At 37.3% G+C, this 18,914-nt stretch carries 16 protein-coding genes; 11 read left to right on the top strand and 5 right to left on the bottom strand.

The window, feature by feature from the left end; all coding sequences use genetic code 11:
- Window positions 1-331 precede the first annotated feature (331 nt).
- The 5 genes from JO178_RS02775 to JO178_RS02755 all read left to right on the top strand — a co-directional run bounded on the left by JO178_RS02775 (window position 332) and on the right by JO178_RS02755 (window position 7,783).
- Window positions 332-730, top strand: a complete 399-nt coding sequence (locus tag JO178_RS02775) for an ACT domain-containing protein (RefSeq protein ID WP_291931278.1) — start codon at window positions 332-334, stop codon at window positions 728-730.
- A gap of 137 nt (window positions 731-867) precedes the next feature.
- Complete coding sequence (locus JO178_RS02770) at window positions 868-1,815, top strand: alpha/beta hydrolase (RefSeq protein WP_291931276.1); 948 nt, start codon at window positions 868-870, stop codon at window positions 1,813-1,815.
- A 269-nt stretch (window positions 1,816-2,084) separates the two neighbouring features.
- Window positions 2,085-3,341 (top strand): alkaline phosphatase family protein, encoded by a 1,257-nt coding sequence (locus JO178_RS02765; RefSeq protein ID WP_291931274.1) that lies wholly within the window; start codon window positions 2,085-2,087, stop codon window positions 3,339-3,341.
- A gap of 12 nt (window positions 3,342-3,353) precedes the next feature.
- Window positions 3,354-6,311, top strand: coding sequence for a SusC/RagA family TonB-linked outer membrane protein (locus JO178_RS02760; protein ID WP_291931271.1), 2,958 nt, complete (start codon window positions 3,354-3,356; stop codon window positions 6,309-6,311).
- A gap of 17 nt (window positions 6,312-6,328) precedes the next feature.
- Window positions 6,329-7,783: a SusD/RagB family nutrient-binding outer membrane lipoprotein gene (locus JO178_RS02755; protein WP_291931268.1), complete on the top strand. Its 1,455-nt coding sequence runs from the start codon at window positions 6,329-6,331 to the stop codon at window positions 7,781-7,783.
- A gap of 118 nt (window positions 7,784-7,901) precedes the next feature.
- Here JO178_RS02755 and JO178_RS02750 read toward each other — a convergent pair whose 3' ends face one another.
- From JO178_RS02750 to JO178_RS02740, 3 genes are all read right to left on the bottom strand, one after another.
- A complete protein-coding gene (locus JO178_RS02750) occupies window positions 7,902-8,297 on the bottom strand; it encodes a VOC family protein (RefSeq protein ID WP_291931265.1) in 396 nt (131 codons plus the stop codon).
- A gap of 129 nt (window positions 8,298-8,426) precedes the next feature.
- Window positions 8,427-9,230, bottom strand: a complete 804-nt coding sequence (locus JO178_RS02745; RefSeq protein WP_291931261.1) for a DUF4249 domain-containing protein — start codon at window positions 9,228-9,230, stop codon at window positions 8,427-8,429.
- Between the two features lie 3 nt (window positions 9,231-9,233).
- Window positions 9,234-11,564, bottom strand: coding sequence for a TonB-dependent receptor (locus JO178_RS02740; RefSeq protein WP_291931258.1), 2,331 nt, complete (start codon window positions 11,562-11,564; stop codon window positions 9,234-9,236).
- Between the two features lie 344 nt (window positions 11,565-11,908).
- Here JO178_RS02740 and JO178_RS02735 point away from each other — a divergent pair, with 344 nt between their 5' ends.
- Window positions 11,909-13,672 carry a serine hydrolase gene (locus JO178_RS02735; RefSeq protein WP_291931255.1) on the top strand — a complete coding sequence of 588 codons (1,764 nt, stop codon included), beginning with the start codon at window positions 11,909-11,911 and terminating at the stop codon, window positions 13,670-13,672.
- A gap of 44 nt (window positions 13,673-13,716) precedes the next feature.
- Window positions 13,717-14,316: a TlpA disulfide reductase family protein gene (locus JO178_RS02730; RefSeq protein ID WP_291931252.1), complete on the top strand. Its 600-nt coding sequence runs from the start codon at window positions 13,717-13,719 to the stop codon at window positions 14,314-14,316.
- A gap of 138 nt (window positions 14,317-14,454) precedes the next feature.
- On the opposite strand, the gene JO178_RS02725 is transcribed toward JO178_RS02730, so the two are convergent.
- Both JO178_RS02725 and JO178_RS02720 read right to left on the bottom strand, forming a co-directional pair.
- A complete protein-coding gene (locus JO178_RS02725; RefSeq protein ID WP_291931248.1) occupies window positions 14,455-15,498 on the bottom strand; it encodes an alpha/beta fold hydrolase in 1,044 nt (347 codons plus the stop codon).
- A gap of 63 nt (window positions 15,499-15,561) precedes the next feature.
- Window positions 15,562-16,152: a hypothetical protein gene (locus JO178_RS02720; protein WP_291931245.1), complete on the bottom strand. Its 591-nt coding sequence runs from the start codon at window positions 16,150-16,152 to the stop codon at window positions 15,562-15,564.
- A 376-nt stretch (window positions 16,153-16,528) separates the two neighbouring features.
- Between JO178_RS02720 and JO178_RS02715 the strand changes: the two genes are divergently transcribed.
- The 4 genes from JO178_RS02715 to JO178_RS02700 form a co-directional block, all read left to right on the top strand.
- Window positions 16,529-17,092 (top strand): Crp/Fnr family transcriptional regulator, encoded by a 564-nt coding sequence (locus JO178_RS02715; protein WP_291931242.1) that lies wholly within the window; start codon window positions 16,529-16,531, stop codon window positions 17,090-17,092.
- Window positions 17,093-17,190: 98 nt separating this feature from the next.
- Window positions 17,191-17,580, top strand: coding sequence for a RidA family protein (locus tag JO178_RS02710; RefSeq protein ID WP_291931239.1), 390 nt, complete (start codon window positions 17,191-17,193; stop codon window positions 17,578-17,580).
- 143 nt (window positions 17,581-17,723) lie between these two features.
- Complete coding sequence (locus JO178_RS02705; RefSeq protein WP_291931236.1) at window positions 17,724-18,512, top strand: SDR family oxidoreductase; 789 nt, start codon at window positions 17,724-17,726, stop codon at window positions 18,510-18,512.
- 158 nt (window positions 18,513-18,670) lie between these two features.
- A partial coding sequence (locus JO178_RS02700; RefSeq protein ID WP_291931233.1) for a DUF2723 domain-containing protein occupies window positions 18,671-18,914 on the top strand: 244 nt, incomplete at its 3' end.

The following is an 18,914-nucleotide window of genomic DNA, read 5'->3' as shown; positions in this document are numbered from 1 at the left end:
CAGGAGATGAAAAGAGACAAAATTTTCAAACGCTGAACTTTTTACACAAATGAGAAATATGACTATACAAATAATAAACTATAGTTATAAAAAACGCAAGTGATGAAATTAAATATAAGTATAAATGTCCTTATACCGGCTTCTTAAAAGCCCACCAAAAAAACACAAACATTCATATAAAGAAGTTAAATAGGTCTTTTAAGGTATTTAATACATAAAAAAGGAGGTGGGGACCTCCTTTTTTTATTATATATGAAAATAGACAGACTGCATTTTTTATCAAATGATAAATAGATACCTGAAGAGATCACTTAGTTTTGTACAAAAAAAGATGTCAGGAGAAAAAGACTTAGCCGTTTTGCTTCAACATATGGAGCCTGTGCTGAACACCGGAAATTATGTTTTTTGTACAACTGAAAATCAGATGCAGATTCCGGATCTTAGCCAGGTTTTATTTTTCTTTCGTGAAAATGAAGCCATTACCCTGGTTTTGGAAAAAGAAATAGCAGATAGCTGGAAGCTGGAGTATATCTATATCTCTTCCTGGATTACCCTGAATATTCATTCTTCACTAGAGGCCGTAGGACTTACTGCTGCTTTTGCCAATGCTTTGAAAAAGGAAAATATCAGCTGTAATGTAGTGGCTGCCTATTATCATGATCATATTTTTGTAGCCAGTGAAGATGCAGGAAAGGCCATGGAAACCCTGAATGCCCTGAAAACTATTTGAGAAGACCTGCTTTTATAATTTTCAACGTTTTAAATGTCTGCTTTACTTCCCGAAATGTCCTGTTGAACAAGCTTGTGAGTGTTCCGTTTATATTTGCGTGTTATGTTTGCATCATAATCATACAAAAATAAACTACAATGAAAACAATCAGAAAAATCTCAGCAGTAAGCTTATTATGTTTAACCCTTTTTACTGTGGTAACAATGTCCTGCAGTGAAGAAAACGAACCTCCCACGATACAGGAGGTACAGAACAGGAACCACCAAAATGCCAAAACACAGTTCGTAAATGTTAAAGGAAATACGTTTGCCTATCGTGTTTTAGGAAAAGAAGATGGTATTCCTTTGGTTTTACTTCCCGGCTTAGGAGGGTCAATGGATGATTGGGATCCTGCAGTTACAGACGGGTTGGCTAAAAAATACAAACTTATTCTCTTTGATAACAAAGGGGTGGCTTCTTCAAAAGGAACAACTCCCAATACGGTGCAGGCTATGGCTGACGATGCCATAGATTTCATTCAGGCTCTGAATCTCAGTAAAGTCAATATTATGGGGTTTTCCATGGGAGGATTTGTGGCTCAGAGAGTTGTTTTAACAAATCCGGCACTCGTCAACAAAGTTATTCTGACAGGAACAGGTCCCAAAGGAGCCATCGGATTATCCGATTTACCCAATATTATTGCCGGTACAGCCGGGCTGAGTCCTGAAGCTTCTTTCCTGAAATTCGGATTTACAGCCTCTGCCCAAAGTACCGCGGCAGGAAAGGCTGCATATGCAAGAATTCAGCTTCGTACAACAGACAGAGACCTTATTTTAAGTGATGCTGCATCCGGTTCACAGTTTACGGCAGTGCTGAGCTGGGCACAGCCAGACACCGGTGCACTTACAGAATTGAAAAATATTAAAAATCCCGTTCTTATCGTTCATGGTGAAAATGATCTCCCGGTAGCCGTTCAGAATGCAAAGAATATGGCTCAGAGCCTGGAAAATTCGGAATTGGTTATTTTCCCGGATTCAGGACATGCCTCTTTCTTTCAGAATCATGAAGCTTTTGTTACAAAAGCACTTGAATTTTTAGGAAAATAAACTAGGTTTCATAATAATCGAAAACTTATTTGATAAGTTCTGATTATTATGAAATTTATTTATATGGCCATCTTATAAGATTTTTATTAGCCAGAACAATCCATTCTTATTATAGATAATACATACAACCGAAAATTAAAGAAAATGTTTTAATAGGCTTATGTATAGCCTTTAAGCAAACTTAATATGTTAAATTTATTTGTTAATATTTTGTTAAAATATGATGTCCGTTTTTTTATGGATTTTTACCAAAATAAAAAAAACGGCAAATGAAGTTCTTAAAAAAATCTTTATTTATTATTATCTCTTTTGTTACTTTTAGTGTTTTTGGCCAGAAAAACAAATTACAAAAAAAAGTGGTTTTTATCATTGTGGATGGTATTGCGGAAGATATGTTGAATAAGGCTGAAATTCCCAATCTTAATAGAATTAAAAAAGACGGGGCATTATTGAAAGCATATGTAGGAGGAGAAAAAGGAAATTATAGTGAAACACCAACAATTTCTGCGGTAGGATACAACAGTTTGCTGACAGGAACTTGGGTCAACAAACATAATGTTTATGATAATGATATTAAAAACCCTAATTATAATTACCCTACTATTTTCAGACTTTTTAAAGATCAGTTTCCGGATAAAAAAGCAGCCGTCTTTTCAACATGGGAAGATAATCGTACTAAGCTGATTGGTGAAAATCTTGAAGCTACTGGGGAAATAAAAATGGATTTTGCTTATGATGGCATGGAGAGAGACACTTTACATTTCCCACACGACAAGCAAAGCAGGTATATCCGTAAGATTGATAGTCTGGTAGCGGGAAAGGCAGCAAGCTATATTACAGAGAATGCCCCGGATCTTTCGTGGGTATATCTTGAGTTTACCGATGATATGGGGCATCATCATGGAGATGGAGATATCTTATACAAAGCGATCTCTTTTGAAGACCAATTAATTGGAAAGATTTATGATGCGGTAAAAAAACGTGAAGCCAAACATGGAGAAGACTGGTTGTTTATAGTAACCACAGATCACGGCAGATCTGCAAGCAACGGGAAAGGACATGGTGGGCAAAGTGATAGAGAACGCGATACGTGGATCGCAATCAATAAACCCAATATTAATACTTATGCTCAAAACAATAGGGTGGCTATTACAGATATACTTCCTACAATAACTGATTTTCTCAGTATAAAAGTGCCGGAAAGGATTCAGCAGGAAATGGATGGTGTCGATCTGCTTAGAAACAGAACAACCTATCAGTTGAAAGCTTCTTTATTGTCTGATAATACCCTTGATCTTACCTGGAAAACAACAGATTTTTTAAAAGAATGGGCAGAAGTATATATTACTAATACCAATAATTTTAAAACTGGAGGTAAGGATAAGTATCAGTTTCTCGGGAAGGTGGATGTGAACAGTGGTAAGTTTATTTCAAAACAAAAAATTAATAATTCCAATATTTATAAAATCTTATTGAAAACTAAAGAAGGTTTTCTGAATACATGGATTACTCACCACACTAAATAAAGAAATATACTTATGAAATTACACCTTTTAATTGGACTGGGTTTGGTATCCGGTTTGGAAGTCTATGGCCAAAATGTACAAAAGATAGACCGTATAGATACGTTAAACACTCATGAGAAAAAGATCGATGAAGTTGTTGTCACTGCTTTAGGAATCAAAAAAGACAAAAAAGCACTGGGGTATGCAGTACAGGAAGTAAAAGGAGAGATTTTTGAAAAGGCAAAAGAGCCCAACTTTATCAATTCATTGTCAGGACGTGTTGCTGGATTGAATATTAATAATAGTACGGATCTTTTTCAGGATCCAGGGATCAGCCTGAGAGGAGCTAAACCTCTTATCGTCATCGACGGAGTTCCTGACAGAACAGCCGATTTATGGAGGGTAAATGCTGATGATGTTGACAATATCAGTGTTCTGAAAGGAGCTACAGCTTCTGCGTTATATGGATCTGTAGGGAAGGATGGTGCCATTATGATTACCACCAAAAAAGGGAAAAAAGGGAAAATGACAGTTTCCTTTAACAATTCTACGATGTTCCAGACTTCTTTTATTCGGATTCCGAAAGTTCAAACGGTGTATGGTGGCGGAAATAACGGGAAATATGCTTATGTAGACGGAAGTGGTTCCGGTAGTGAGGGAGGTGGATGGATTTGGGGACCTAAACTGGATCAAAAAGATCCTTCGACGCCAAGCGGATATTTCGAAACCCCACAATATAACAGCCCTGTTGATCCTGTAACAGGAAAACTTGTTCCATTACCATGGATCTCCCGAGGTAAAGATAATATTAAAAATTTTTTTGATACTGGAATTATCCAATCTAATAATATCAGCGTAGACTGGGGAAGCGACAAAGCAACATTCAGGTTATCTCTTTCTAATATCTACCAGAAAGGAATCGTTCCCAATACCGATCTGAAAACAACATCAATTAGTTTAGCCGGTTCTGTGGATCCCATTGAAGGGCTTAAGATTAATTCTACCTTAACGTATAATAAGGAGTATACTTCCAACTTTCCTGAGGTAGGCTACGGACCTACCAATTATCTTTATAACCTCGTACTATGGACTGGAGCAGATGTAGATGTAAGAGATCTGAGAAACTATTGGGCAGCTGGAAAAGAAGGTTATCAGCAAAGACATTATAATGTGTCTTATTATAACAACCCTTATTTTCAGGCTTATGAATACCAGAGGCCTTATTATAAAGATAATGTGTTGGGGAATGTTAACATTGAATATCAAATTGTCCCCAAATTATTGGCTAAAACTCGTGTAGGAGCTAATATCTACAGTTTGAATCGGGAATTCAGAGAACCTAAAAGCTATATTGGATATGGTAATAAATCATTAGGAAATTATACGCAGGTCACCGGAAATTATTTTGATATCACTTCAGAATTAGGTCTTAAATATCAAAACAGATTTTCAGACAACTTTGTGTTGACAGGAGAAGGATATTTATCTAATTATTATAGGGAGCTTAAAAATAGCGAGGTGCGCACCGATGGGTTGGTAAGTCCGGGCTGGTATAATCTTTTCAATAGTGTAGGGCCTTTATTCGTACCAAAAATCGGAAACCGAAAAGAATATGAACAGATCAATAGTGCTTACGGTTATGTAGACATGGAAATTTATAAAGCATTTTTCCTGAATATGACCGCACGTTATGATAAAGTATCCACACTTCCCCAAGGAAATAACGGGTATTTCTATCCGTCCGTTTCCGGATCTGTAGTGCTAAGTCAGCTGCTTACCCTTCCGAAGTGGATTAATTTTGCAAAGCTTCGCGGATCTCTGGCTCGTGTTTCCAATGGTAAAATTGCCAATGACACCTACGGCTATATTTCTGCTTTTGAAAAAAGTGATATCAGCTGGAACGGAAAACCCACATTTTCTTTTGGTAGTGCTCTTATCGATGAAAATATAAAACCTGAAACATCGAATTCGTGGGAAATAGGGACTAATATAAGTGTATTTAAAAATCGAATCAATCTAGATATTGCCTATTTCCAGACCAGAGACTATAACAATCTGGCAAATATTCCCATATCAGAAGCAATGGGTTATACATCCTATCTTACAAATGGAAATGTTTTCCAAAGAAAAGGTATCGAGATCACCCTGAATGCAGATGTAATAAAGAAATCTGATTTTAAATGGAGTACACAACTTAATTTGAGCCATTACCGTAAATATTTAAAAGAAGCCTATGGAGGTGAAGATCATACTACAATATATAACGAAGCAAATAAAAGGTACAATTTCGTTAAAGTAGGAGAACGGGCAGATAAACTGACTGCCGTAGCATATGAAACGTCACCTGACGGACAGCTGGTATTACAAAACGGATATCCAGTACCTTCCAAAGCACCATTCGAATCCAATATGGGGTATTCCGATCCTGATTTAACCTATGGATTATCTAATAACTTTACTTATAAAAATTTCGGACTGTCTTTACTGTTTGATGGCCGAATCGGAGGTTCTATGTATTCTACAACCAACCAGAAAATGTGGTGGGGTGGTATTGATCCGGGAACCGTTAATCAATACAGAGATGATGCCAATGCCGGAAATAATACCTACATAGCGCCGGGAGTAAAAGTTGTGAGTGGCTCTATTACTTATGATCAGAATGGGAATGTAAAATCGGATACCCGGGTTTTTGTTCAGAATGATAAAGCTGTCAATTATAATGCTTATATGCAAAGTACAAGTAATGCATTTGAACGCAATTACCATTATTATAAACAAACCTTTATCAAGCTACGTGAAGTTATTCTTACCTATAACTTTGAAAAGTCTTTTGTGAAAAAAATGGCTCTTTCTTCGGCGAGTATTTCTTTGATCGCAAGAAACCTTTGGCTGGCTTCAGATATTAAGAATGTAGACCCTGATTCCGGGATAGATCAACTTCAGACTCCGGCAACAAGAAGCTTCGGTGTCAATATTAATGTGAAATTCTAATTTTAAATATCAAACAAATGAAACTAACTAAAATATATATTGGGTTATCGATTGCTGTATTAGGCCTAACAGGCTGTAGCAGAGTCGCAGATTTCCAGGAAGATCCCAACCGTCCTAAAACCGTGGGCGCCGAAAATATTCTTTCCGGAATTGAAGTGAGTGCTTTTAGTAATATTAAGGCAGAAGCTGCGCTGGCCTCCAGACAGCTTACATATATCAACGGAGTGAGCCGTGAGCAGTATTATGATTTTCAAAGAGGATCTTTCGGTACATACGACAATATCAAGCAAGTGGAGAAAATGATAGAAGAAGTGAATAAAAATGGTGGAAAAGAATATATAGCATTAGCCCGTTTCTTTAAGTCATATTATTTTATATCTTTATCTGAAATGTTTGGAGATATTCCCTATAGCGAGGCGGTAAAGACTAATAATTTTTTTCCAAAATATGACGATCAGAAAAGCATTTATAAAAATGTGCTTAATGAGCTGGCACTTGCTAATACGGAGCTTTCTAATTTAAACCTGAAAATTGCAGGAGATATTATCTATGAAGGAAATATTCTTAAATGGAGAAAACTGATCAATTCCTACAGACTTAGAATTTTAATAGATCTGTCTAAAAGAACAGATGATACAGATCTGAATGTAAAGCAAACATTTGCTGACATTGTCAATAATCCTTCTCAGAACCCTATTATGGAAACAAGTGAAGACAGTGGGCAATTATCTTTTTATAATGTAGTCAACAACCGTTATCCCTTTTTTAATAGTAACGATCTGCAAACAGCATATTATATGGAACAAAGTTTTGTGGATAAGCTAAAAACTTCTAAAGACCCACGGTTGTTTATGATGGCTGAAAAGAAAACAAGTACTACAGGAACGGTGCCGACAGATCCTTTTAGCTATTACGACGGATTAAAGGGGAGTGGAGATTTGGGACAAAATTCTACAAGAGCATCTAATGGTCTGGCATCAAGGATCAATCCGAGGTATTTTCATGATCCTATCAATGAACCTACATTGCTCATGGGGTTTGCAGAATTGCAGTTTGTTTTAGCTGAAGCTGCTGTACGTGGTTGGATCAGTGGAAATGCAAATACCTATTATCTGAAAGCAATTAATGCATCTATGAACTTTTATAAAGTAAATACAACTGATGTTACTACTTACTTGGCTCAGCCTGTGATCAATTTACAACCAGGTAAAGAGATCGAACAGATTATGGACCAGAAACACACTGCATTATTTTTTAATACAGGTTGGAGAATATTTTATGATCAGAGAAGAACAGGATTTCCTAAATTTAATACAGATGGACCTGGTATACTGAACAATGGTAAAATTCCAAAAAGATGGAGGTATCCCGCATCGGAAATTGCCAATAACAATGCAAATCTCAATAATGCAATTGTAAAACAATATCCGGGAGGAGATGATATTAATGAGGCCATGTGGCTAATTAAATAAAAGATGCAAAAAAAATTTTTATTTTGCAACCTTAATCTTTTAATTAAGTAATGATAAACCAAACTCCTGCTTTATTGAGGCAGGAGTTTATTGTTCAATAGAAAATAATAGAGAAAGTTTAGCTAAACTTTTTCATAGCACCTTCACTTACCGGGGTAAAGAAGTTAATCAGGTTTCCATCAGGATCAGAAAACAGGAGAGACCTGTTTCCCCATGGCATTGTGGTAGGTTCCTGTACAATATCATGAGTGAATGCTTTAATTCTTTCATATTCTTCGTCTACATTGGCTACAAGAAACTCAACGATGGTATTTTTACCGCCTGTGAACTCTTCCTTAGGGTTACCAAACATTTTCATAGTGCGGGTACTTCCTATGGCAATTGTGATGGAAGGGGTAGAAATCTCGGCAAAATCTTCTGTATACCATTGAGCCGTAATCTCTGTCGTTTTTTCATAAAATTCTACGGCTTGTTTGATGTCTTTGGTAATGATTCTTAATGATGTTAATTTCATACGATTTTAAATATAGGACAAAATTAAAGAAGGGTAGTGACAACAGGCTGTCAGTAGAGCTGAGATGAGGGAAAATAAAAAATCCCGATTTTCATCAGGATTTTAGTTTGTATAATTTGGATTGATTTTTTACTGAATGACATAATCCATTGTACTTGACGTATGTGCTGAAAAATAGCCCAAAGCTCCATTACTGATATTACTTGGGGGATTAGCCGGAGTTACACCGCCGCCGTTTCCGTCGGAAATCTGTAATAAGGCATTGTAATACGTAAAAATACTATTGTCAATACACTGCATCTCCACATGAATAGTGTCGCCCACTACCACTTCATGGTCTCTCCCGTCATTATCATCATTGGGAAGAATTAACGGCCGCTGGTTGGGAAGCCCGTTATTCACATTGTCTGAAAATACGTTAAATGTTTTCTTCGTTAAATTGTTGATGGTAAAGCTGAAAAGATAGCGATTACCTAGGGCTAAAGGATCTGTGAAAACAGGTAAAAGTGTATAGCTTTTTTTATTTCCGAAATTAAAAGAATCCTGTACCAGCCCCTGAAAGTATACTACTTCAGGCATCGTGCTTTGGGCAGTATATTCTTTTCCTTCCGCCTGGACCTTCAGAGTATAGGTTCTGCCGGATGCTCCGACAAAATTAGTGGTTTGATATTTACCCTGACCTATATATTGCAGAATCTCAGTCTGTCCGGTATCATCACTTAAAGTAACTTTCGCTCCGGTAACGGCAGGATATTGGTTAGGTTGTGAAACACCAACGGTTTTTGTTATTCTTACGATATAAGGCCCTGCCTGATCAGTAATATTGCCTTCAATGACTATGTTTCCGCTCTGATCGGTAAGATCCAGATCAATTTCTTTCTGACAAGAAGTTAACGTAAAAAGAGATATGAGGATATAAAATATATTTTTCATGATTTAAAATTTGAAATTGTAAGTGATGTTCGGTACCCAACGGAATAAAGAAGTCTGCATGGCTCTGGTAGTTCCCGGATTATTCGGATTATCTTCAAAAGTGATGGTGTAGGCATTTTCCCGACCGTAAATATTATAAATACCAAAAGTCCAGGAGCCACGGAAGCGCTTGTTGGAGCTTGGTTCATAAGTAGCACTCAGATCCATTCTGTGGTACGCAGGCATTCTGTCTGCATTCCGGTTGCTGTACTGAAATACAGTTTGTCCGTTCAGCTCATATTTTCCGGTAGGGAAGGTCACTGCATTTCCTGTACTGTAAAGGAAAAGTCCGGACATAGACCATTTCTCATTAAACTGATACGTTGCCACTATGGAGAGATCATGTGTTTTATCCATTCTGGCATTGTACCATTCGTTATTATTTATCCCGTTTATTTTTCTTTCCGTTTTGGATAATGTATAGGAGATCCAGCCGGTAAGTTTTCCGCTTTTCTTTTTGGCAATAAGTTCAAGGCCATAGGCTCTGCCTTTACCGAAAAGCAATTCACTTTCTACATCAGATCCTGTGTCAAATCCGATTTCAGCTCCGTTTTTGAAATCAATCTGGTTCTGCATGGATTTGTAATAAATCTCAGCATTTAATTCATAATTATTATTGTTGAAATTTCTGCTATATCCTAAACTTACCTGATCTGCAATTTCAGGTTTCACCGTATAGCTGCTTCCGATCCACTGATCGGTCGGGTTTCCGCTGTTACTGTTGCTTAAAAGATGCAGGTTTTGAGTATTACGTGAATATCCCCCCTTTACACTGCTTACTTCATTGATCCGGTAATTGGCTGTAATACGCGGTTCAAGATTGATATAGGTTTTTCCGAATTTTCCTTTCTCTAAAAATCTGCTGTCAGTAAGTACTCCATCCTCAAATGTATTGAATGTATCACCTCCCAATACACTGAAGGCGGAAAGCCGCAATCCGTAATTGACGGTCAGCTTTTCCGTAGCTTTAAAATCATCATTGATATACACTGCATTTTCCCAAGAATATCTTGGGTTTCTTGGAAAAGTACTTACACTTGTTCCGGAAGCACTGCTTGGGGTAAGTGTATGATAAATAGACTGAAGGCCAAAACGTACAGAATGTTTGTTTCCGGCAAACCACGTAAAGTCCTGTTTAAGATTCCAGTCCTGGATTTTTGAATTCAGATCGAATACATTATCATTGCTTTTTAAGCTGATTTTATAATCATAATTGCTGTAAATAAAGGATGTATTGGAGAACAGCTTACTACTGATAATACTGTTCCAGCGCAATGTGGCCGTCGTATTTCCCCAATCTGTTGAGAAGGTATTTCCCAATCCCAGAACATCTCTGCCAAAATAGGCAGATAAGTAAAGACGGTTATTCTTATTAATCTGATAATTGGCCTTTAAATTAAGGTCGTAAAAGTATAATTTGTTGTCCTTATAATCTTTATTGGCTTTCAGAAATAAGTCTGCATAGGTTCTTCTTCCGGAGACAATGAATGATGATTTTTCCTTTTGAATAGGACCTTCCACACTTAGTCTGCTGCTGATCAGTCCGATTCCTCCGTTCACATTATAGTTCTGGTTATTTCCGTCTTTCATTTTTACATCCAGTACAGAAGAAAGGCGGCCTCCATATTGGGCAGGGCTGTTTCCTTTAATAATACTTACATCTTTCAGGGCATCACTGTTGAAAGTGCTGAAAAAACCAAGAAGGTGAGATGCGTTATAAACAGGAGCTTCGTCCAGTAAAATAAGGTTCTGGTCTGTAGCACCGCCTCTTACACTGAAGCCGCTGCTTCCTTCACCGTTGCTTTTAATACCCGGTAAAAGCTGTATGGTTTTCATGACATCTTTTTCACCAAATAAAACCGGTAGCTTCTCAATATTTTTGATACTAAGAGTCTCCGTTCCCATTTGGGCAGTAGAGAGATTTTTGTCTTTTTTAATTCCCGTTATCACTACTTCATCAATAGATTTGGAAATGACTTCCTGCGGGATAAGGGGAAGATCCAGCTTCATATTCTGATCTACTTTGATCTGCTGCTCAAAATCTTTATATCCGGGATTGGAAATAATGAGAGTATAGTTGCCTTCGGGAAGTGATAAAGAATAAAAACCATATTCATTGGCAACAACATTAATCGATGGGTTTTCACTTACTTTTACCGTTACTCCGATCAGTAGCTCGCCGTTTTTTTTGTCTTTCACCGTTCCGCTTACGGAATAGGTTTGCTGGGCAATCACAAAGGTACTGAAACAGAGCGCAGCGGTAGCTGCGGTAATCTTTAAAAAGGATGTTTGCATTAGTTTTGTTTAAAAAAGAAGTATATCTTTCTCTATAGTAAATAGTTTATTGATGTCCAATTAGTTGGAGATAAAGGGAATTAGTTACACAAAAATTGAGTATTGAATAAATTAATTTCCTAACCGGTCTTTTTAATAGAAAAATGTTCGGAAAGCTCCACTGGCAAAGATAATAGAACTTATGTGAAACATAATATTATTATGAGTATAATTTTCAGTTAATTATCCAATGAGTGGAGAATTATTTAATGAAGACTCGTTCTAAAGTTCTATTTTTGACAGACTAAATTTCAAAATCCCTGAAAGCCAAAGCTCATTTCTATATTGCATTCACTCTCGGAATAATGGGAACTCCCATTTCAGCCCAGGTAAAATCTGAAATAAATAAGAAAATTTCCGAAGTGGAATCAGGACTGATGCCGGGTACCCGTTTTGAAGGCGAAGCACTGTGGACGCTGGCTTCCCGGATGAAATACTATAACGTTCCCGGACTAAGCATTGCCGTTATTAAAAATTCTAAAGTAATCTGGAGCAAAACCTATGGATTCGCCGATGTGGAATCTAAAACTCCGGTTACTTCCAAAACGTTGTTTCAGGCAGCTTCTATGAGTAAACCGGTAAGTGTTTATGCTGCATTAAAGGTAGTGGAACAAGGAAAGCTGGATCCGGACGCAGATGTCAATACTTATCTGACTTCGTGGAAGATTCCTGAAAATCAGTTTACAAAAGAAAAAAAAGTAAGTCTTAAAAATATAGCCAGTCATACCGCCGGCTTTACGGTGAGTGGTTTCCCGGGATATGAATCAGGAAAACAAATTCCTTCCCTGATTCAGGTTTTGAACGGACAAAATCCTTCGAATACCTCAGCAGTTATTGTAGATCAGGCTCCGGGTAAATCTTTTCGGTATGCGGGAGGCGGATATTGTGTCATGCAGCAGATGCTCATAGATATTGAAGGTAAAGGCTTTCCAGACATTATGAAGGATAATGTACTGGTGCCGTTGGGCATGAAAAACAGTACTTTTGTACAGCCATTACCTGAAACTCAGATGCAATGGGCTGCAACAGCATATGATATGGATGGAAAAAGAGTTCAGGGAAGGTATCATATCTATCCTGAAATGGCTGCTGCAGGCTTATGGACAACAGCTGAGGACCTTGCCAGATTTGTTATTGACGTTCAGAATACGCTCAGCAATACAAGTAATAATGTTATTTCCAAGAAAATGGCTGAAGAATTTACAAGCCCTTTCTTTGATAAGTTTGAAGGACTTGGCATCTTTCTGGAAAATAGAAACAAGGAAGCTTATTTTACCCATGGAGGCTGGAATGAAGGTTTTTCCAGTAAATTTATAGGAAGTAAAACGAGTGGAGATGGTGTGGTTATTTTAACCAATACCAATAAACCTGATTTTATAGAAGAATTAGTACGATCTGTAGCAGCAGTGTATAAGTGGCCCGGCTTTGTGAATGCAGCCCATCAGATTTTGCCGTTAACGGAGGAGGATTTCAGCCGGAATGTCGGTCGGTATCAATTTGATCATTATGGACTTTTCAGAGTATATCGTGAAAAAGAAAAACTAATGTTGATTACCAATGATATACTGGATCCAATGGAACTTCTTAAAGTAAGAAAAAATACCTATGCAGCACGGAATTCAGAGTTTACGTTCGAGTTTGTAAAAAATGTACAGACAGGAAAGCTGGAACTTGTGCTTGTTTTACAGGATAAAACCGTCCGGTCCAGAAATCCTCAGATGGAAAACGAAGAAAAGACACCAATGGAACTGATTATGGCGGGCAATTTTGATCAGGGCACAGAAGCTTTTCGGAAGGCCAAATCTGACAATCCGGATCATTATTTTCTTTCTGAAGATTTTTTAAATAATATAGGATACGACCTGATCCGCGAAAAGAGAACGACCCAGGCAATTGATGTTTTCAGAACATTAGCGTTATTATATCCCGAAAATAAAGGGGTGTATAATGGCTTGGGAGAAGCCTATCTGAAAGCTGGCCAAAAAGAAAAAGCGAAACAAACCTATCTGAAAGCCTTGGAAATAAATCCTGAAAATGAAAATGCAGCTAAGGCTTTAAAAGCACTATAATTAAAAATGTATTTTTACTGAAGAATTGTATCAGAGTAAAAAGTATGGAAAATTTGAAAAAATGGATAAAGAATAACTGGTCTACGGCCATTCTGACTATTTTATTTATCATTCTGCTGGTAAATACTGATGCGCGGGCATGGCTAATGAGGCAGGTGGCATCTACAGGGATCCTGAATTCCGGTATATCCGAATCTTCTAAAGATAAAGGAAATGATCCGGTAAGGGCCCATGCTGATCTTCTCGTAAAAAATGAAGACGGAAGTCTGGTGAATACGACAGACTTAAAAGGAAAAGTTATTTTTATCAATTTCTGGGCTTCGTGGTGTCCTCCATGCAGAGCCGAGTTTCCTTCGGTTCAGAAATTCTATAATCAGTATAAAAACCACCCGGATATGGTTTTTCTTACTATAAATCTTGATGATCAACCTGAATCCGGTAAGGTTTATCTAAAAGAAAAGGAACTTTCTGTCCCGTTCCTGACCCCTGCAGGGAGTATTCCTAAAGAATTTTTCAGCGGTTCGTTACCTACTACGGTGATCCTTGATAAAAAAGGAGAAATCCGGCTTCATCATGAAGGACTGGCTGATTACAGCAAAGAATCTTTTTATACCGAGATCAACGAGTTGTTGCAAAAACCATGATGACGTTTTTTTTTGCATTAAAAATTCAAAAGGTGGCTACAGGACTTAAAATAGAAAAGACAGGATGCATTAAGACGGAATTATGAAAGATAAAAGCCTACAGACTGGGGAATCACTGCAGGCTTTTGTAAGACGATATTATGGAAGAGATTTAATAAAGTCATCAGAATACTGAATTAATTGTCTCAGCCCCTTTTCTTCTATAGGATAGTGGCCGGCTCCTTCCAGCAGTTTGACAGTGAACGGAGCTTTTATTCCTTTCATGGAAATCTCACTTAATTTCAGGGGAGTCCATCTGTCCAGTTCCGGCTGTGTTAATAAAATCGGAGCCTTATTGTATTGATTAACAGGGATAGGTGCTTTGTACGTCATATAATCCGCTAAAAACTGCAATTGTACTTTAGCCCCCGCTGATGCATCATCTTTCAGGAATATTTCCAGTGCTTTTTCATTATTAACCAATGCTTTCATTTTGGAGACATTTTTCATGGCTATTAAGTGGGTTTTGGATTTTGTTTCAGCCAGTTTCTTCATTAAAGGAACAACAAGCCAGTTCGTACCTTTATACTTGGAAGTTTCATTACCCACTGTTTTATTGTCATTCTGCAGAAAACACATCCCGATCATTCCATCCACTTCATCAATGAAAGCAGATGAATTGTAGATCAGCATTCCGCCGGCGCTTAATCCGTATAAAATCGTTTTCTTGTGATCCCTTTTTGTTTCAGCATTAACGAAATCTGCAAACAGATGAACCCAGTCGTCATAAGTAATATCTTTTTGAAAAACTTCTGTCATGCCATATCCAAGATTATCAATCGCTACGACATCGTAACCCAATTCGGCCATTTTATGCCCGAAAATCATATTAAGCTGTCTGCCGTTGGTGCCTACGCCATGATGCAGGAAGATTCTGTATTTTGAATCCGGATTGGGATACCGGTCCAGATGGATTTTATTTCCTTTCCATTCCCATACTTCTTCCACGGGCAAATGATTGTCTTTGATCTGAAAGTCTTCAGGAAGTAATTCATTTAATAATCTCCAGGCTTGGTTGTCGGACTGATACGTTTTCATTTTTGTACTTTTGTCGGTGATTGATAAGGTTTTATTTTGAGATTTAATTCGTATAAAAGCTGTGGCTAGCAATAAGATAGCCGTAGCATACTTCAGTTTTTTCATTGTGTGTATTTTTATTTCTGAAGCAAAGATTGGAAACCTGCCAACAATTTTGTTTAAATTAATTTAAAAAGTGATTTTCGCTTTTAAATTACTCAGCCATACATTGGTAATTCCCATAAAGCTGGCAATATTCTGCCCGGGAAAACGAAGGAAAAGAAAATTATAATTCTCGTAAAGCCATTTAAGGTACTCCTCACTGGTGAGACCCAGCTGAAAATTACGGAACAGATCGACCGCCAGAAAGAGTTCCTCAGTTTTATGGGTATAGAATTCAAGCAGCTCCCTGTTATTTTTAATCAGTTGAAAGAAAAAATCATAATCAACCGCAATGACTACCGAAGGCTCATTGGCTTTGATTTCATAATTTGTTTTTTGATGGAAATAAACCGTATCATAAGACTTTAAGAACTCACAAAAGCTTTCCGTATGAAACATCACCGTTTTTTCTTCCCCTTTTGAAGTGATGATATTCCGGATAAAACTTCCCTGAACAATACAGTATATTTTTCGGTTGCTGGACTGAAATGCCACTAAAGATTCTCCTTTTTCAACATGTATGATCTCGCATTGCCTTTCCAGCTGATGCAAAATAGTGGAGTCATTTACAGATGGAAGCTTGCCCGTTAAAATCTTGAAATATGCTATACTATCCATTAAGGTCTGTTTGATACTAAGATACAAATTATAAAGAACAAATCACTTTGAAATTCGTACAAAACAGAACTTTTCAGCCTGCTTTCATCTTGTCGTTATACCGGATATTTCTTTTTTTTCTAAATAATCTTCCAATATTATACTTTGCATTTAAGGGCGGTTGGTTCTGTTAATTCTTTTTCTATTTAATGTGCTTTAATATATTATTTAATATATTGTTAATTTAATTAATGTAAATTTTACTTAAATATAAATTTTTGTATTTGTTACTTTAAGGAAAAATCTGTTGTTATCGTCTCATTCTGCCTGAATGTTTAAAAAATGTTGTAAACATCATTCAGAAAAAAGACTAATTTTATGAATCAATAAACAGAATATGTCTGATCCGCTAAGAATACATATCGAGAAAATTATACCGCTCACAGATGAAGAATTCGGGATAATCTCTTCTTTTTTTATCCCTAAAAAATACAAAAAACATCAGTTTTTAGTTCAGGAAGGTGAACCGGTTGTTTATAACTATTTTGTCATCAAAGGGCTTTTAAAATTAGTCTATACCGATGAGACCGCAAAAGAACATATTGTAGGCTTTGCTATGGAAGACTGGTGGGAAACTGATTTTCAGGCTTACTATCACCAGACGAAGGCTGCCATGTCATTGGTATGTGTTGAGGATACGGACGTATTAGCCCTTAATTTGGAGGATTACAGACTATTATGTACAGCATTGCCGAAGATAGAGCGTTTCTTCCTGGAAAAGGCTTATATGGGCTTTATTTCGGCACAACAAAGAATCGTTTCCACGATGACAACAGGAATTAAAGAGCGTTATGAACAAGTGATAAAAAAATACCCCTCACTGATTCAGCGTGTTCCCAAGTCGCTTATAGCGGCTTATTTGGGCGTCTCCAGAGAAACATTAAGCCGGCTGTCTTTGTAAATGTGACCTGCCTCACTTTATAATGGTGACCGGGGTCACAGTCTTTTGTTATCTCTACGCTGCAATTTTGCAGTCTAATCTATAACAAATTCAAGACAATGGAAAAAAGAACAGTAAGCCCATGGAAATGGCAGGACGAGCGAAGTTATTCTCAGGCTGTCGAGGTAAAGAACGCTGAAAGTACCTTGTATTGCTCCGGTCAGGCCGCTATTGATGAAGACGGCACATCCAGTGATAAAGATATGAAATCGCAGCTGGAACAGGCCATTGCTAATCTGGAAAAAGTCATCATCTCTGCAGGCTACGAATGCAGAGGAATTGTAAGGCTGAATATCTATACGACTTCCGCAAAAGAACTTTGGCCTTATTTTCCGATTCTTCAGGAGTGGATTGAGGAAAATCAGATTGAACAGGCCCTGACAATGCTGGAAGTAAACGGATTATTCGAGACTCTGAAAGTAGAGCTTGAAGCTACAGTCGTTAAATAGAATAACGTATATAGAAACAAAGCATCGGCCTTTACCGGTGCTTTCTTGTGTATAAGGACTATGGATTATTTCTATGGGATCTCATATCCGGTTGCGGTGCTTTTTCATAAATTTATCCTGTAATTTGTAATCATCGGAGAACTATGAATATTCAACTTTTTTCAAAAAATGCTTTAATAGGCGGAGCTACTCAGGGAATAGGAGCAGGAATAGCTAAGGAACTGGCTCAATGCGGAGCCAATGTTACCCTGATGGCCCGAAACGAAGCAAAACTACAGGACGCTGTTGCTTCGTTACCTGTTGTCGGTACTGATCAAAAACACAACTATCTGGTGGCAGACTTTTCGGATTTTGATCATTTTAAGAAAACAATTACAGGCTATTTCAGCAATCATACGGTAGATATCCTGGTTAACAATACCAATGGTCCAGTACCGGGCTTTGCCCTGGATAAGAATGTTGATGATTATCAGCTGGCTTTTGATCTGCTGTTTAAGACGGTATGTGAAACTACTTTACTGGCTTTGCCTCATATGATCCAGCAAAAGTACGGGCGTATTATCAATGTTTCTTCACTATCTGTCAAAGAACCTATTGGTAATCTGGCACTTTCCAATTCCATTCGTTCAGCAGTAATAGCCTGGGCAAAAACATTGTCTAATGAAGTAGCCCAGCATAATATTACCATTAATAATGTCCTTACCGGTTATTTTGATACCGAGCGAATCCAAAATCTGATGAACAGCGAATCACAGCAAACCGGAATATTAGAAGAAGAAATAAGAAAAACAAGAGAAAATAAAATCCCGATGAAAAGATTTGGAAAAACAGAAGAATACGGGCATCTGGTGGCTTTTCTTGCATCAGATTATTCTTCTTATCTTACCGGAACCAGTATCCCTTTAGACGGGGGATTAAATAATACCTATTGAGAAGTTACTCAGTCATTAAGTATATGAAAAATATAAACCTTCAGATTCTTTATCTGGAGGTTTTTTTATGAAAATTCACAATGTTTAGAATTTTTAATGAACGGTGTAATATTTACCCCTGATGAGTTGTTTTTATTAGGTATTGAAAAACATGACATATGAAAAACTGGTCTTTTAAAAAATGGAATACCGCGTTAGGATGGTTCCTTTTTATTGTTGCACTGATTACCTATCTCTCTACCATTGAGCATTACCTCAGTTTCTGGGATTGTGGAGAGTACATTTCCTCTGCCGTAAAACTTGAAGTAACGCATGCTCCGGGAGCAGCTTTGTTTCAGATCGTAGGGGCTGTAGCTGCTATGTTTGCATTGGGGAAAGGCGAAAATTATTCGATCGTGATTA

Source organism: Chryseobacterium sp., assembly GCF_019236175.1.
In the GTDB taxonomy this organism is placed as follows: Bacteria; Bacteroidota; Bacteroidia; order Flavobacteriales; family Weeksellaceae; genus Chryseobacterium.
This window is presented reverse-complemented; position numbering and strand designations above follow the sequence as displayed.